This window comes from Actinoplanes nipponensis (assembly GCF_016862275.1).
Taxonomy (GTDB): domain Bacteria; phylum Actinomycetota; class Actinomycetes; order Mycobacteriales; family Micromonosporaceae; genus Actinoplanes; species Actinoplanes nipponensis.
Window position 1 is genome coordinate 93,262 of sequence record NZ_BOMQ01000054.1, and the last position, 14,858, is coordinate 108,119.

Annotated in this window: 15 protein-coding genes; 7 read left to right on the forward strand and 8 right to left on the reverse strand. The window is 72.7% G+C overall.

Annotated features, from left to right (window positions below; translation table 11 throughout):
* Window positions 1–2 precede the first annotated feature (2 nt).
* The gene (gene mptB, locus Ani05nite_RS23290) at window positions 3–1,364 is read left to right on the forward strand and encodes a polyprenol phosphomannose-dependent alpha 1,6 mannosyltransferase MptB (RefSeq protein ID WP_203771452.1); all 1,362 of its coding nucleotides are present in this window, start codon (window positions 3–5) and stop codon (window positions 1,362–1,364) included.
* Window positions 1,361–2,593 (forward strand): glycosyltransferase 87 family protein, encoded by a 1,233-nt coding sequence (locus tag Ani05nite_RS23295; protein WP_239130520.1) that lies wholly within the window; start codon window positions 1,361–1,363, stop codon window positions 2,591–2,593. The genes mptB and Ani05nite_RS23295 overlap by 4 nt, the downstream gene beginning before the upstream one ends.
* Here the strand turns inward: Ani05nite_RS23295 and Ani05nite_RS23300 are convergent.
* Window positions 2,524–5,604: an AfsR/SARP family transcriptional regulator gene (locus Ani05nite_RS23300; protein WP_203771407.1), complete on the reverse strand. Its 3,081-nt coding sequence runs from the start codon at window positions 5,602–5,604 to the stop codon at window positions 2,524–2,526. The genes Ani05nite_RS23295 and Ani05nite_RS23300 overlap by 70 nt on opposite strands.
* Before the next feature lie 80 nt (window positions 5,605–5,684).
* Window positions 5,685–6,092: an RDD family protein gene (locus Ani05nite_RS23305; protein ID WP_203771409.1), complete on the reverse strand. Its 408-nt coding sequence runs from the start codon at window positions 6,090–6,092 to the stop codon at window positions 5,685–5,687.
* A gap of 213 nt (window positions 6,093–6,305) precedes the next feature.
* Here Ani05nite_RS23305 and glnA point away from each other — a divergent pair, with 213 nt between their 5' ends.
* The 4 genes from glnA (at window position 6,306) to Ani05nite_RS23325 (ending at window position 9,976) form a co-directional block, all read left to right on the forward strand.
* On the forward strand, window positions 6,306–7,730 hold the full coding sequence (gene glnA, locus Ani05nite_RS23310; RefSeq protein WP_203771410.1) for a type I glutamate--ammonia ligase: 1,425 nt from the start codon (window positions 6,306–6,308) through the stop codon (window positions 7,728–7,730).
* Window positions 7,731–7,893: 163 nt separating this feature from the next.
* On the forward strand, window positions 7,894–8,817 hold the full coding sequence (locus tag Ani05nite_RS23315; RefSeq protein ID WP_203771412.1) for a phosphotransferase family protein: 924 nt from the start codon (window positions 7,894–7,896) through the stop codon (window positions 8,815–8,817).
* Between the two features lie 18 nt (window positions 8,818–8,835).
* Window positions 8,836–9,270: a VOC family protein gene (locus Ani05nite_RS23320; RefSeq protein WP_203771414.1), complete on the forward strand. Its 435-nt coding sequence runs from the start codon at window positions 8,836–8,838 to the stop codon at window positions 9,268–9,270.
* Window positions 9,271–9,334: 64 nt separating this feature from the next.
* Complete coding sequence (locus Ani05nite_RS23325; protein ID WP_203771416.1) at window positions 9,335–9,976, forward strand: GNAT family protein; 642 nt, start codon at window positions 9,335–9,337, stop codon at window positions 9,974–9,976.
* A gap of 110 nt (window positions 9,977–10,086) precedes the next feature.
* Here the strand turns inward: Ani05nite_RS23325 and Ani05nite_RS23330 are convergent, their stop codons facing one another.
* Entirely contained in the window at window positions 10,087–10,809 is a 723-nt protein-coding gene (locus tag Ani05nite_RS23330; protein ID WP_203771418.1) for a hypothetical protein, read from the reverse strand.
* Window positions 10,810–11,039: 230 nt separating this feature from the next.
* On the opposite strand from Ani05nite_RS23330, the gene Ani05nite_RS23335 reads away from it, so the two are divergent.
* On the forward strand, window positions 11,040–12,707 hold the full coding sequence (locus tag Ani05nite_RS23335) for a phospholipid carrier-dependent glycosyltransferase (RefSeq protein ID WP_239130523.1): 1,668 nt from the start codon (window positions 11,040–11,042) through the stop codon (window positions 12,705–12,707).
* A 1-nt stretch (window position 12,708) separates the two neighbouring features.
* On the opposite strand, the gene Ani05nite_RS41310 is transcribed toward Ani05nite_RS23335, so the two are convergent.
* The 5 genes from Ani05nite_RS41310 to Ani05nite_RS23350 are packed head-to-tail and all read right to left on the reverse strand — an operon-like array spanning window position 12,709 to window position 14,790.
* Window positions 12,709–12,996, reverse strand: a complete 288-nt coding sequence (locus Ani05nite_RS41310) for a beta-lactamase family protein (RefSeq protein ID WP_239130524.1) — start codon at window positions 12,994–12,996, stop codon at window positions 12,709–12,711.
* Entirely contained in the window at window positions 12,927–13,106 is a 180-nt protein-coding gene (locus tag Ani05nite_RS41315; protein ID WP_239130525.1) for a beta-lactamase family protein, read from the reverse strand. The genes Ani05nite_RS41310 and Ani05nite_RS41315 overlap by 70 nt, the downstream gene beginning before the upstream one ends.
* Before the next feature lie 25 nt (window positions 13,107–13,131).
* Complete coding sequence (locus Ani05nite_RS41320; RefSeq protein ID WP_239130526.1) at window positions 13,132–13,527, reverse strand: hypothetical protein; 396 nt, start codon at window positions 13,525–13,527, stop codon at window positions 13,132–13,134.
* 4 nt (window positions 13,528–13,531) lie between these two features.
* Window positions 13,532–14,047, reverse strand: a complete 516-nt coding sequence (locus Ani05nite_RS23345) for a P-loop NTPase family protein (RefSeq protein WP_239130527.1) — start codon at window positions 14,045–14,047, stop codon at window positions 13,532–13,534.
* 50 nt (window positions 14,048–14,097) lie between these two features.
* Window positions 14,098–14,790 carry a DUF4191 domain-containing protein gene (locus Ani05nite_RS23350; RefSeq protein ID WP_203771420.1) on the reverse strand — a complete coding sequence of 231 codons (693 nt, stop codon included), beginning with the start codon at window positions 14,788–14,790 and terminating at the stop codon, window positions 14,098–14,100.
* Between the last annotated feature and the right edge of the window lie 68 nt (window positions 14,791–14,858).

Here is a 14,858-nt window from a genome sequence, read left to right on the forward strand (position 1 = left end):
GGGTGGTCCGGTGGGGTGGCCTGGCCGGCAGCGTGCTGGTCGGGGTGGCCGCGTACCTCGGCGGCTCGCCGTACGCCCGGGGGACCACGGTCACGCCCGGGACGATGCTCGCCGGTGAGCAGGGGGTGCTGCTGCCGCTGAGCTGGGTGCTCGGCCTGGCGGCGCTGCTGGCCGCGTGGTGGTTCGGGCGGCACCGGGTGCCGTCGGTCCGGTGGGCGCTGGTCACCGCCGGGCTGTGGGCGCTGCCGGTGCTGCCGATGTTGCCGCTGGGCAGCGAGGACATCTACTCGTACGCCTGCCAGGGCTTCGTGCAGCACGCCGGCGGCGACCCGTACGCGGGCGGCGTCCAGTCCTTCGGCTGCCCGTGGCTCGGCTCGGTGTCGACGACCTGGCGTACCTCTCCGGCCCCGTACGGTCCGCTCTTCCTGGTGCTGTCCGGCTGGGCCGTGGCGCTCGGCCAGACGCTGCCCGGAGTGATCGCCGGGCTGCGGATCATCGCGCTGGCCGGGCTGGGCCTGCTGGCGGCGGCCCTGCCGGTGCTGGCCCGCCGGGCCGGCGTGGAGCCGGCGCGCGCGGTGTGGATGGTGCTCGCCGGCCCGCTGGTGCTGATCCACCTGGTCTCCGGCGCCCACAACGACGCGCTGATGGTGGGCCTGATCGTCGCCGGGCTGGCGCTGGTCGCGTCCCGCCGGAGCCCGGGTTGGCTGGCCGCGCCCGGCGCGGTGCTCGGCCTGGCCGTCGCGGTCAAGGCGACCGCGGTCGTGGTGCTGCCGTTCGCGGTGCTGGCGGCGGTCGCCCCCGGTACGCCGCTGCGCGCGCTGTGGCGGCCGGCCGCGGCCATCGGTGGCGGTGCGGCGCTGGCCACGGTGGCGCTGTCGGTGCTGTCCGGGCGCGGGTTCGGCTGGGTGGCCGGCCTGCTGCGCAGCGGCGACACCGTGGCGTGGACCTCGCCGTCGACCGCCGTCGGGCTGACCGTGCAGCTCGCCACCGGCGCCGGCGCCGTCGGGGTGACCCGCGTCCTCGGCGTCGTGCTGCTGGTGGTCCTGCTCCCGGTCCTGTGGTGGCGCGCCCGCGCGGGCGGGGCGCTGCCGGGCGCGGGTCTCGCGCTGGGCGCGACCGTGCTCTGCGCGCCCGTCTTCCATCCCTGGTACGCGTTCTGGCCGCTGGCCGTGCTCGCCGCCACCGCCCCGGAGCGGCGCTGGGTGCTCGGCCTGGGCGCCCTCGCCGCCACCCTGACCCTGCCGGCCGGCTACAACTGGGCGTTGTTCACCCGCGTACCCGGGGCGATCGTGGTCACCGCCACGCTGGCCGGGCTGGCCGTCCGGCAGGTTCTCCGGCTTCGGCGTCGTAGGGTGGCCGCGTGACGCGCCGGGCCTGGACCATCGCCGCCGTCGCGGCCCTCGTCTCCGCCGTCGTCCTGTGGTGGAGTGCCGACCTGCACTTCTTCTTCGACTCGCGGGTCTACACGGGCGCGGTCCGGTACTGGTTCCGCGACGACGGCATGGTCTACGACTGGCTGGAGGACGGCACCCCGTACGGCTTCACCTATCCGCCGTTCGCCGGTCTGCTCATGGCCCCGATGGCGTTCCTGCCGTTCCCGCTGGTGCTGATCGTGGCCGGCGCGGCCACGATCGCCAGCACCGCCCTGGTCACCTGGTGGCTGGCCGGGCCGCTCATCCGGCGCTCGCCCTGGCCGCCCCGGCTGGCCGGCGCGCTCGCGGTGGCCCTCGCGCTGTGCTTCGAGCCGGTCCGCGAGACGTTCGGCTTCGGGCAGGTCAACACCCTGCTGCTCACGCTCGTCGTGGGTGACGTGCTGTTCGGCGTGGCCCGCGGCCGCCGGTGGGGCGGCATCGGCATCGGGCTGGCCACCGCGGTCAAGCTGACCCCGGGCGTCTTCATCCTCTACCTGCTCGTGACCGGGCGCTGGCGGGCGGCCGGCACGGCGATCGCGGCGGCCGCCGCGGCGACGCTGGTGGCCGCCGGCCTGTTCCCGGACGAGTCCCGGGAGTTCTGGACCGCCGCGCTGTGGGACACCAACCGGGTCGGCAACCTCGAGTACCTGTCCAACCAGTCGCTGCGCGGGCTGCTCGCCCGGCTGCCGCTGGACGCGGTGGAGGCCAAAGTCTGGCTGGTCTGCGTGCTGGCGACGCTCGGCTTCTGGGTCTGGCGGGTCCGCGCCGCCGCCCGGCGGGGCGACGACCTCGGCGGGCTGGCCCTGACCGGCCTGCTGGGCTGCCTGATCAGCCCGGTCACCTGGGTGCACCACTGCGTGTGGCTGCTGCCGGCGATCGTCCGGTGCGTCGACGCCGGGCTGTCCGGGCGGGACCGGCGGGCGCTGTGGCTGGGCGGTTCCGCGTACGTGGTGCTGACGTCCCGGCTCACCTGGGCGTGGGAGCACGGCCCGCGCCCGCCGCTCGCGCCGATCGGCAGCAACCTGTACGTCTGGTTCAGCCTCGCCCTGCTGGCCGGGATGCCGCTGGCCGCCCGGCCCGACCGCGGGGCGCCGCCCGAGCCGGCCCCGGGTCAGCCGGTGGCGCCCAGCCCGGTGGCGTCGACTGCGGTCGCCATCGTGACCCCGCCGCCCGAGCGGTAGGCCTCCTGGTAGCCCGCCTCGCCGAGGGTGGCCCGGGCCAGCTCGGCGATCCGGTCGGTGTCCGGCATCGACCGGTCGGGCGCGCCCCGGACGGCGTCGGCCGCCCCGAGCAGCATCGCGGCGCGGGCCGGGTCGCCGTCGCGCAGGACGTAGTCGGCCACCCCGACCAGCACCTGCGCCATCACCGGTGAGTCCCTCGACTCCGCGGCCAGCACGACCGCGGCCCGGTGCAGGTCGCGCGCCGCGGGCAGGTCCCCGGCGGCGGCCTCGATCAGCGCCTGCGCCGAGCGGGTCATGGCCTGGAACTGTGTCGCGTACGACCGCGCGTCGATCAGCTCGGCGGCCCGGGCCATCCGCCGGCGGGCCTCGTCCAGCGAACCCTCCTCGCGGGCGATCGACGCGTAGCCGTACTCCACGAAGGCCATCACCTCGCCGAAGCCGACCTCCTCGGCGGTCTCCCGGGCCTGCTTGAGCAGCCGGCGGGCCTCGGTCCGGTCGCCGGACAGCCACAGCTGGTGGGCCAGCTTCATCTCCAGCTGCGGCAGGTCCTCGCGGATGCCGACCTCGCGGACCAGCGCGATGGCCTCCCGCTGCCAGGTCACCGCGTCCTCGAAGTGGCCCTGGGCGGCCGCCATGTCGCCGAGCGCGCTGAGCGAGAAGCCGATGCCCCAGCGCTCGCCGATGGCCCGGAACCCGTCGAGCGCCTCGCGCAGCTCCGCCCGGGCCACGTCGGGGTTCTGCCCGAAGTTCAGCCGCAGCTGCGAGACGATCATCTTGGCGATCGCCCGCAGCCAGGGGTCCGGGTCGGTGAACAGCGGCTCGATGAGTTCCAGGCCGAGCACCAGCCGCCCGGACTGGAAGATCGCCGCGAGCGGTCGGAGCAGGCGCAGCACCGGGTGCCGGGCGTCCGGGCCGGCGCCGGCCTGCTCGGCCGCCAGGAACCACCCCTTGACCTCGTCCATCGTCGCGGCGCCCTCGAGCCCGTTCAGCGCGCAGTACGTGTAGGCCAGCGCCCGGTCCTCCGGCTCGCTCTCCCCGGTGAGCGCCAGCACCTCCCGGGCCAGCCCGCAGCCCTCGGCGCGGTGCCCGCGCAGCCACCAGTACCAGCCCAGCCGGGCGGTCAGCGCCGTCGCGGTCCGCGCGTCGCCGGCCGCGACCGCCGCCCGGACCGCGGCGTGCAGGTTGTCGTGCTCGACGGCCAGCCGGCGCAGCCAGCTCAGCTGATCGCCGCGGCGCAGTTCCGGCTCGGCGGCGCCGGCCAGCGCCAGCAGGTAGCGGGCGTGCGCGACGCGCAGCTGTTCGGTCTCGCCGGCCTCGGCCAGGCGTTCCAGGCCGTACTCGCGGATGGTCTCGAGCATCCGGTAGCGGTCCCCGGCCAGCACCAGCAGCGACTTGTCGACCAGCGCGCCGAGGAGGTCGACGTCCGCGCCGCAGACCTGTTCCACCGCGGTCACGTCGGCGCCGCCGTGGAAGACGGCGAAGCGCCGCCACAGCGCCCGCTCGTCGTCGTCGAGCAGATCCCAGCTCCAGTCGACGACCGCGCGCAGCGTCTGGTGCCGGGGCAGCGCGGTGCGGCTGCCGTTGGTGAGCAGCCGGAACCGGTCGGCCAGGCGGCCGGCCAGCACGTCGACCGGCAGCGTACGCAGGCGGGCGGCGGCCAGCTCGATGGCCAGCGGCATGCCGTCCAGGGCCCGGCAGATCCGCACCACCGGGCCGGTGGTCCGCGGATCGAGGGTGAAGCCGGGCCGGGCCGCGACCGCCCGGTCCAGCAGCAGGCGTACGGCCGGGAAGCTTGCCGCCTGGGCCTCGGTCGGGGGCAGCGCGAGCGGCTCGACCGGCCACAACTGCTCGCCCGCGATGCCCAGCGGCTCCCGGCTGGTGGCCAGCAGCCGCAGCCCCGGCGCGCCCCGCAGGACGGCGTCGGCGACGTCGGCCGCGGCGCCGATGAGGTGCTCGCAGTTGTCCAGGACCAGCAGCAGTTCCCGGCCGGCGAGCGCGTCCGTGAGCCGGGTCAGCGGCTCCACCGGCTCGCCGGCCGAGCCCCCGGGCACGTTGAGCACGAGCTGGCTGCGCAGCTTGAGCGCGGTGAGGATGGCCTGCGGCACCTCGGCCGGGTCGCTGATCGGGGCCAGCTCGACCCGCCACACCCCGTCCGGGTGGTCGGCCGTGAGGGCCTGCCCGGCCTCCACGGCGAGCCGGGTCTTGCCGCTGCCGCCGGGGCCGATCAGGGTGACCAGCCGGTGCGCGGCGACCAGCCGGCGCACCGTCCGCAGGTCGTGCTCGCGGCCGACGAAGCTGCTCACCTCGGCGGGCAGGTTGCCGCGGGCCGGCGAGTGCTGCCCGCGCAGCGTCTCCAGGTGCAGGGCGGCCAGCTCGGCGGACGGGTCCGCGCCGAGCTCGTCGGCCAGCTCGGCGCGGATCCGCTCGAAGACGGTCAGGGCCCGGCCGGGATGGCCGGCCGCGATCAACGCGCGCATCAGCAGGCCGGCCAGCGGCTCGTGCAGCGGATGCTCCGCGGCCAGGGTTTCCAGCTCACCCACCAGGTCGGCGTCGCCGCCGGCGCGCAACCGCGCCTCGGCCCGGGCCAGCCGGGCGGTCAGCCGCAGCTCGGCCAGGCGTACGGCCTCGGCCCGGGCCACGTCGGGGAACTCGGTGGGGCCCCGCCACAACGCGAGCGCCTCCTCGGGCCGGCCCTGCGCGACCAGCCGCGCGAAGCGGTGCGCGTCGACCCGGTCCGGGTCCAGATCCAGGCGGTAGCCGGACGGCGTGACCGCGATGGCCAACCCGGGCGCGGCGCGGCGCAGCCGGGAGATCAGCGCCTGCAGGGCGCCGGCGGCGCTGCCGGGCGGATCGGCGCCCCAGACCCCGTCGACCAGCCGGTCGGTGGAGACGGCCCGGCCGGCGTCGAGGGCGAGCAGGATCAGCAGGGTACGCAGCCGCGCGCCGGCGACCGGCACCGTCGTACCGGTGCCGGTGCGCAGCTCGACCGGGCCGAGCACCGCGATGTCCACGGTGTCGATTCTGCTCCACGGCGGCGAGCGGGTGCCCCGGCGGCCGGGGTCCGGCCGGCTGCTCGCCGTTCCGGGCCGGGTCAGAACCGCTTGGGCAGGGCCACGACGATCGAGCCGGCGGCGCGGTCGTGCAGGCCGCGGCGGTCGGCGTCCATGATCACGGCCGGGATCACCAGGGCCAGCAGGACGCCGCGCAGCAGGCCCCGCAGAATGCCGATGGCGCCGCCGTCGGCCGCGGACACCGCCCGCAGCCGGGCCAGGGCCATGCCGAGGGTCTGTCCGAACAGGCCGATGAAAAGCGCGTTGAACAGGATCAGCACGACCACGGGCGGCCACGCCACGATCCGCGGATCGGCGTAGAAGCTGGCGATGACCAGGCACAGCGCCCAGTCGATGAGCAGCGCGGCGAAGCGGCGGCCGAAGTTGGCGGGCTCCAGCTTCGCCAGGTCCAGGGCCGGCGCCTTCTCGGGGTTCGCGCGTGTCGCCACGAGACGAGGGTAGCTCTCGTTGCGCGGTTTCCGGCCCGCGGGCACCCGCGCGGCGTTAGGGTCCGGGGTGGTCGCGGGCGAATCGTGGACTCCGTAACACGGCGGAAACAATAGGGATACGCCTGGGCAACTCCGGGGCCATAGCGTCGCGACAGCCTAGCCTCGTGGCGGCTCACGCCGCCCCGGTTCGAAAATCATGTGCCAGGAGGACGTGTGTTCGCCAATCCCGAGGAACTCCTGCGATACCTCAAAGACGAGGACGTCAAGTTCGTCGACGTACGGTTCTGTGACCTTCCCGGCGTGATGCAGCACTTCAACATGCCGGTGGAATCGTTCGACGACAGTGTCGTGACCGACGGCCTCGCCTTCGACGGATCCTCGATCCGCGGGTTCCAGGCCATCCACGAGTCCGACATGATGCTGCTGCCGGACGTGACGACGGCCTTCGTCGACCCGTTCCGCATCCAGAAGACGCTGGCCCTGAACTTCTTCATCCACGACCCGTTCACCCGCGAGGCGTACTCGCGTGACCCGCGCAACGTGGCGAAGAAGGCCGAGACCTACCTGGCCTCCAGCGGCATCGCAGACACCGCGTACTTCGGCGCCGAGGCCGAGTTCTACATCTTCGACTCGATCCGGCACGAGACCGCCGCCCACCAGGCGTTCTACTACATCGACTCGATCGAGGGCGCCTGGAACTCCGGCAAGGACGAGGAGGGCGGCAACCGCGGCTACAAGACCGCGTACAAGGGCGGCTACTTCCCGGTCTCGCCGATCGACCACTACTCCGACCTGCGCGACGCGATGGTGCGCCGCCTGATCGACGTCGGCTTCACCGTGGAGCGCTCGCACCACGAGGTCGGCACCGCGGGCCAGGCCGAGATCAACTACAAGTTCTCGACGCTGCTGCACGCCGGCGACCAGATGCAGATGTTCAAGTACATCATCAAGAACACCGCCTGGGAGCACGGCAAGACCGCCACGTTCATGCCGAAGCCGCTCTTCGGCGACAACGGCTCGGGCATGCACACCCACCAGTCCCTGTGGCTGGGCGGCGAGCCGCTGTTCTACGACGAGACCGGCTACGCGGGCCTGTCGGACACGGCCCGCTGGTACATCGGCGGCCTGCTGCACCACGCGCCGTCGCTGCTCGCGTTCACCAACCCGACGGTCAACTCGTACCGCCGCCTGGTGCCGGGCTACGAGGCGCCGGTCAACCTGGTCTACTCCCAGCGCAACCGCTCGGCCTGCACCCGCATCCCGGTGACGGGCAGCAACCCGAAGGCCAAGCGCGTCGAGTTCCGCGTGCCGGACCCGTCGGGCAACCCGTACCTGAGCTTCTCGGCCCAGATGATGGCCGGCCTCGACGGCATCAAGAACAAGATCGAGCCCCCGGCCCCGATCGACAAGGACCTGTACGACCTGCCGCCGGAGGAGTGGGGCAGCGTCAAGCAGGTGCCGGGCTCGCTGGACGCGGTCCTGCAGTCGCTGGAGAACGACCACGAGTTCCTCACGGCCGGCGGTGTTTTCACCGACGACCTGATCTCGACGTGGATCGACTACAAGCGCGTCAACGAGATCGACCCGGTCCGGCTCCGGCCGACCCCGCACGAGTTCGAGATGTACTACAACGTCTGACCCGTTGGCTGCTGACGGCGGTCACGTCCGGCTCCATGCCGGCGTGGCCGCCGTTTCGCGTCCACCGAGGTCCGGCCGTTTACGCCCCTCGGCCATCCCGCGGTACGCCCGAATCCCCGGTAAAGCGGATGCACCGACCCACCGCCGGCCCTAGATTGCCCGGGTGGACCTCTCCCGTCTGGGCACGCCGACCGGTCCGATGATCCGGGTCCACGGCGGGTTCGCCAACCGGATGTACCGGCTCGACACCGACCAGGGGTCGTTCGCGGTGAAGGAGTTGAACCTCGTCGACCGCCGCTGGCCGTACCGCGCCGGGGACGTGTTCCGCTTCGAGCGGGCGGCCTTCGCCGCCGGCATCCCGATGCCGGAGCCGATCTCGGCCGGCCCCCACGCGCTCGTCCACCGGTGGGTCGACGGCGAGAAGCTGCCCGAGGCGCCCGTGCCGCCGGCGTACGCCTTCGAGATCGGTGAGATTCTCGCCCGCCTTCACGCGCTCGACGTCGCGTGGCCCCACGGCTCGGCCGAGGACCCGCCGCCACGGGACTGGCCCGAACTCGCCGAGCGGGCGACGGCGACCGGACAGCCCTGGGCCGCCGAACTCGCCTCCCAGGTCGGTACGTTTCTCGCCATCGCCGACTTCGTCGACACGTGCGAACGACCGGGCCCCGTGGTGCTGACCCACAAGGACATTCAGCCGTGGAACCTGCTTGTTCGTCGGGGCCGGCCGGTGGTGCTCGACTGGGAACTCTCGGGGATGCTCGACCTGGCCGGTGAGCTGGGCTCGACAGCGCTGAGCCTGGCGAAAGGCCCCGGCTTCGACGACATCAGGCCCGCCATCTTCCGCGCGGTGCTGGACGGCTACGTCGCCGGGGGCGGGGCGCTGCCGCCGCCGGGTCCGAGCTGGTTCGTGTTCATGGTCGGCGGCTGGCTGGGGCACACGAGGTGGAACATCCTGCGCTGCCTGGCCGGGGTCGAGGCCGGCACCGGGCCCGACCTCGCGCTGTCGCACGCGTCCGTGCGTGACGGCGTGCGCGGCCTGCCCGAACTGTTCGGGCGACTGCCCGAGCTCGAGGCGCTGGTCAGATAACCGCGTAACGTGCACGGGGTGGACATCATCCGTCAGGTGGTCGTCTTCGACGCGGCCGACCTGCCAGCAGAGAGCGCATTCTGGGCGGGCATGCTCGATGGGCACGTCTTCGAGGACGATCGGTGGCACACGGTGATCGACGCCGCCGGTCAGTGGCGGGTGGGGGTGCAGCTGGCACCGGACCACGTCCCGCCGCAGTGGCCGGACGGCAACCCGCAGCAGGTCCACCTGGACCTGCACGTCCGCGACGCCAAGGCCGCACATGACAAGGCGGTCGCTCTCGGCGCCCGGTTGCTGCGCGCATCCGATCTGGCCGCCGAGGAGGGCCACCAGGTTTACGCCGATCCGGCCGGACACCCGTTCTGCATCGGATGGGGCCAGCCGTCACCGGAGCGACTCGCGGCCTTCGTGGCCGAGCACGTCGGTCCGACCAAGCCCAGCGGAACCTCGTGAGGCTCGTCGCCTCATCGGTTGGCCACGAGATGTCCGTGTGGGCCCGACACGGATAAGGTGCGTCATGGCTACCGAGTCGTACACCGTCGCGTCTCTCAGCCCCGAGACCTGGCCCGCTTTCGAGGCGCTGGTGCAGCGGCACAATGGCATCTTCGGTGGCTGCTGGTGCATCTGGTTCCACCCCGACGGTCCCGAGCGCGGTCAAGGCGCGGAGGCCAACCGAGCCCTGAAGAAGGCCTACGTCGAGCAGGGCAAGGCGCACGCCGCGTTGGTGATGGACGGTGACGAGGCCATCGCGTGGGCTGAATACGGCAGCCCGGCCGAGTTGCCCAACATTCACCACCGTAAGGACTACGACGCCACCAGGTCCGCGGACCCTGACTACCGGATCACCTGCGTCTTCGTCGACAAGCGCTACCGGCGGCGGGGCGTGACGGAGTTGGCGATCACCGGTGCGCTCCGCCTGATCGCGCAGGCCGGCGGCGGGCGAGTCGAGAGTTATCCCCACGACCTGACCAACCAGACCAAGAAGATGTCGTCGTCGTTCCTCTACAACGGCACCCGTCGACTCTATGAGCGGCTCGGCTTCACCTACGACCGGCCCAAAGGGCTGAAGAACTGCGTCATGGTGAAGACGGTCGAGCCCCCTGCAGGCACCGGACGAGGTCATCGCGGTGGGGGCGATCCAGTGTCCAGACCCACCTGACCCTTGACTGCACGCTCGCGTGGCGGTGAACATTCGCGTCGTCGAGGTCGACGGCTCCCGCGACGCTCGAGCCGTCGCGGATGAGTCGGCCGGTCACGGTGCGCCCAGTTTCATCGCTCATGGTCGACGTCTTCGATCGCCCGCAGTAACCGGCGGAGTTTGCGCCTCTCGTCGGCGGTGAAATCGGCGCTGTCCTCCGCTTGACCGTCCGGCTCCGGCGGCCGCTCCTCGCCGACAGCCGGCCGGGGCTCCCTGCTCCGGCTCTGCCCGTGGTCGCCGCCGATGAGCCCGAATACCTCCTCGGCGGCCCTCTTGCTGACCAGCGAAATGAGCTCCTTCCTGAATTCGGCCAGGAACTCCGTCACTGCTGCGCTTCCCAGGACCGTCAGGGCCGGGGTCAGGTACCCGCGCAGGGTCTCGCCGAGATCCTGTTCGCCGGTTGGTGGAGCTTCCGCCTCGCCCGCCGGTGGTGTCGCGCGGGCATGCCCGCCGATCACCGGACGCTCCGATTCGGACAAGTGCTTGCTCGTGGCGGCGGGGGTCTCGTCGGCGTCTGTTCTCCGCTGGACCTCCCGCATCTCTGCCTTGATCTCGTCGAGGCTGAGCACGCCCGGCTCGCTCCGGTGCGCTTCGGCGGGCAGCTGAGCCTCGAACCGGGCGGCGTCGAACGGGGGCGGCATCGCGCCGGTCCTGGTGCCCTCGGAGTCGAGGAGGCCGCCGACCACGCCGCTCGCCGCGCCGAGCGCGCCGTAGGCGATCTTGGCCGGCTTGGCATCCAGGAAATCGAAGACCTTGTTGCGATCCCGGGCTACGCGAGGTTTCTGCTCGTCCATCTTCGACACCTCCCCACCGTCAGCGTGCTCACCGCCCTCCGTGGTGGCCAGGGCCGGAGGTCCGCACCGCGGAGGACCAACCGCCGTGTCAGGTTTCATCGATCGGCTTTACCTGTGGTGGACGAAGGGCTACACGTCGATCGGTGAAGTTTTCTTGGTCGCAGCAACGGACGGGGGCCGTTCCTCGGCAGCGACACCGAGGACGGGCGATAGCGGCCGATGAACCTCCGGTGCGGACCGGCGTACCGCCACCCACGGCGCGCCCCACCGGGATCCGCCGATACCAGTCCTGGCTCGTCTCCCTCGCCGTGGTCGTCCTGCTGGCCCAGATGGCCTTCGTCATGGTCACGGCGGCGCGGGAGGAGTCGCAGACCGCGGACGAGGGCGTGTACGTCGCCGCGGCGGTCGTCTACCTGCGGCAACATAGCCTGCGCTACAACCCGGAACATCCGCCGCTGGCCAAGCTGGTGATGGCGACCGGACTGGCCTTCGCCGATCCGCGGATCGACACCCGTCCGGAATTCACCGAGTTCCAGGCCGGCACCGATGTGATCTACGGGCACGGCAACGGGGCGCAGCGCGTCCTCTGGTACGCCCGCCTGCCGATGATCGTCCTGACGCTCCTGTTCGGCCTGGTGGTGTTCGCGTTCGCCCGGGACATCGCCGGGTGGGCCGGCGGTCTGCTGGCGCTCGCGCTGTACGCGTTCTCGCCGGACGTCATCACGTTCGGCTCGCTGGCCGGGGTCGACGCCCCCGCCGCGGGTTTCCTGCTGACCGCCGCGTGGCTGGTGTGGCGGGCGAGGCGCCGCCCCTGGTGGTATCTGCCGCCGGCCGGGATCGCCCTCGGCGCGGCGCTGGCCACGAAGATGAACACGCTCGCCGCGGCACCGGTCGTGCTGCTGCTGGCCGGCGTGTCCGTCTGGTCCGCGCAGCCGGACAAGCGGCGTACCCCCAGGCTCTTGACCGCCGCCGGCGCGGCCGCCGGGACCGGCGTGCTGGCGCTCGCGACGGTGTGGCTCACCTACCTGATCGTCGACCCGCACCTGCGCTGGGTCTCCCCGCCCGACCTGCCGGTGATCTCCGGGATGACCGGCCGGCTCGTCGACTGGCTGCCGCTCCCGCGGCCCTTCCGGGACGGGATGCGCATCCAGTTGGGGCTGGAGGAGCGGACGAACGGCGGGTTCCTGCTGGGCGAGGCCTATTCGGGCCACCGCTGGTACTACCTGCCGGCCGCGTTACTGATCAAGACGCCGCTCGGCATGCTGGCGCTGTGGCTGGCCGGCGCCACGACGATGCTGACCATGCGCCGGTTGCGGCCCGCGGCTCTCTACGTCCTGCTGCCGACCGCGGTGCTGCTGGTGGCGGCGATGCAGGGCGCCCGGGACTGGGGCGTGCGGTACGCGCTGTTCGTACCGGTGTTGCTGGCCGTGGCGGCCGCGGCCGTCACCGTCGTGCCGCGGTGGCCGGTACGGGCCGTCGCCGCCCTGCTGGTGGCCTTCGTCGCCGTCAGTTCGGCCCGGGCCTTCCCGTACTACCTGCCCTACTCCAACGAGGCGTTCGGCGGTCCGTCCAAGACCTACCTGCGGCTGGGCCAGTCCAACGTCGACTGGTATCAGGACCTGTACCGGCTCGGCAAGCACATGCGGGAGCGGTATCCGGGCGAGCCGGTCTGGCTGGTGCACCGCCACAGCGCCGTGGCCGGCTACTACGGCATCACCGTCCGCGATCCGCTGAAGGTGCCGCCGTCGCAGGTCGGCGGGCTGCTGGCGGTCTCCGCGACCCACGTCGCCTACCCCTCGCCGGCGATCCGGGCGCTGATCGACCGCGGCGTCCTCATCGACCAGGTCGGCCACTCCATCATGATCTACCGGTTGCCGCCGGCCCGCCCGGCGTCCTGACTCAGGCGAGCAGGGGCGTCAGGAAACCGGGGTCCCGCACGTCGGTGTTGGTGAGCACGACGATGCGGCGCCCCCGCTCCAGGATGTCCCCGGCGAACGCGGTGAACCCGGCGCCCATGCCGACCACGTCGAGTTCCCAGCTCGGCAGCGGCCCGCCGGCGTCGTCGTGACCCTGCGCCAGGTCCGGGCGCCCGTGGGGCGCGCCGGCGAAGGTGCGGGTCAGCCCGAGCGGCCCGAAGACCCGGTCGGCCAGGAAGATCCGGTACGGCGTCCCGGTGGCCCGTTCCACGACTTGGGCCCCGCGCCCGGCGCGTACTTGAGCGACACGCGGTCGTCGACGCTCAGCGTGCCGTCCCGGGCGAGCAGCAGCACGGCGGCCGCGGTGAACTGCTTGCTCACCGAGGGCCAGCTGGTACCGCGTCTCCTACCAGTCCCGCCAGCCGTCGGTCAGCTCACCGCGGTGCAGGTCGCGCCGCCCGGTCAGCGCGGCCACATCGACGCCCGCCTCGGTCAGGACCGCGTCGATGTACTCGCACAGGTCCTCGCGCTCGCCCGTCTCGATGACCGCCGACTCCTCGTCGACGGCGTTCAGGGCGAGCACCACCCGCTCGACCGCCGCCCACACGGCCTCGTCGGTGACCGCCGGCAGGCTCTGGATCTCCCGCTCGTAGGCCGCCAGCACCGCGTCGATGGCTGCCGTCGCTTCGGCCGGCCACAACTGGGCGGCGTACGCCTGGTCCCGGGGGAGGGTTCCGGCCGCGACCGCCGCCTCCTGCTCCGCGACGCTGCGCTGCCACCTCTGACTGGGCCTGGAGATCATGGTGTCAGCGTAGGGCCTGGCGCAGCGGCCCCCGCAGCCACCGGGCGATCTCCCGCCGGCTGCGCAGCCGCACCACGGTGAGCTCCGGGCGTTTAGCCAGCTGGTCCCGCACCCGGGCCCGCGCCGTGGGGTGGGTCTGCCAGGCCCACCGCACGATGTGGTCCTTCGTGGTGAGGATCGTCCACAGCGGCGCCTCGGTGTTGCCGTGCCACAGCTCCTCGCGCCGCAGGCGGCGGCGCACCGTGCGGGCGATGACCTGCCGCATCACCAGCCACCGGGGCAGATCCAGCCACACCAGCAGGTCGGCCCGGTCGGCCAGGTGCTCGCGCACCGCGCTGTACTGCCATTCGGTCACCCAGGCCGGGCCGGCGGCGAAGCGGTGCACGTCGGTCACGAAGCTCGGCCGTGGCGTCCAGCCCGGCCCGTGGAAGAGGCTGTCGATCTCGACCCGCGGCACCCGCAGGATCGCGGCGATCCGCTGCGCCGTCGTGGTCTTGCCGGAGCCCGACGGGCCCGCCACCAGCACCCGTCGCGGGCGGGCCGGCAGCGGGTCCCCGGCCCCCAGCAGGGTCAGCGGGGTCGCTGCTGGCGCATGCCCTTGCCGCCCGGGCGCATGTTCTTCGGGATCGCGCCCTTGGGCATCTGCGGGCGGGCCATCAGCGCTCCCAGGCGCTTGTCCAGCGCGTTGACGTCCTTGCCGGTCAGGTTGCGGGGCAGCTTCATCATCGTGGTGCGGAGCTTGCGGATCGACAGCTCGCCGTCGCCCGGGCCGATCATGTAGTCGTACATCGGGGCGCTGCCGATCACCTTCGACAGGCGGCGCTTCTCCTGGCCCAGCAGGTTGCGCACGCGCTGCGACTGGCCCTCGCCCAGCAGGATCACGCCGGGGCGGCCGATGACGATGTGCACCATGTCGAACTGGGTGGTCGAGCTGGCCGCCGGGCGGACCCGCCAGTCGCCGCGCATGTTCTCCATGATCGAGGCGGCCGCGCCGGGCTGGCCCTCGGCGGCGTTCATCATCGCGGTGTTCGACCGCAGGTTGAGCACGATCAGCGCGGCCAGCAGGGCGACCATGACGCCGATCGGGATCCACACCCAGCCCAGGCCCAGGAGGACGACCAGCACGGTCAGGGCGAGGGGGATCAGCACCGCCGCGATGAGCAGCGGGACGAACCACTTGTCCTGCCGCGCCGTGAACGCGAACACCTGGCCGATCTGCTTCAGGCGCTCGACGAACGACACCTTCTCCTGGGGTTTTGCCATACCCGAAAGTGTAGTGGTCAGCATGGTGCCTTACTCGCCCAGGATCGGTAGCTGAGGTGGGCCGGGGC

Coding starts and splice junctions, on each gene's coding strand:
- Ani05nite_RS23325 (WP_203771416.1), top strand. CDS start 9,335: ATGGCTACCGAGTCGTACACCGTCGCGTCTCTCAGCCCCGAGACCTGG.
- Ani05nite_RS23330 (WP_203771418.1), bottom strand. CDS start 10,809: ATGGACGAGCAGAAACCTCGCGTAGCCCGGGATCGCAACAAGGTCTTC.
- Ani05nite_RS41320 (WP_239130526.1), bottom strand. CDS start 13,527: ATGATCTCCAGGCCCAGTCAGAGGTGGCAGCGCAGCGTCGCGGAGCAG.
- Ani05nite_RS23350 (WP_203771420.1), bottom strand. CDS start 14,790: ATGGCAAAACCCCAGGAGAAGGTGTCGTTCGTCGAGCGCCTGAAGCAG.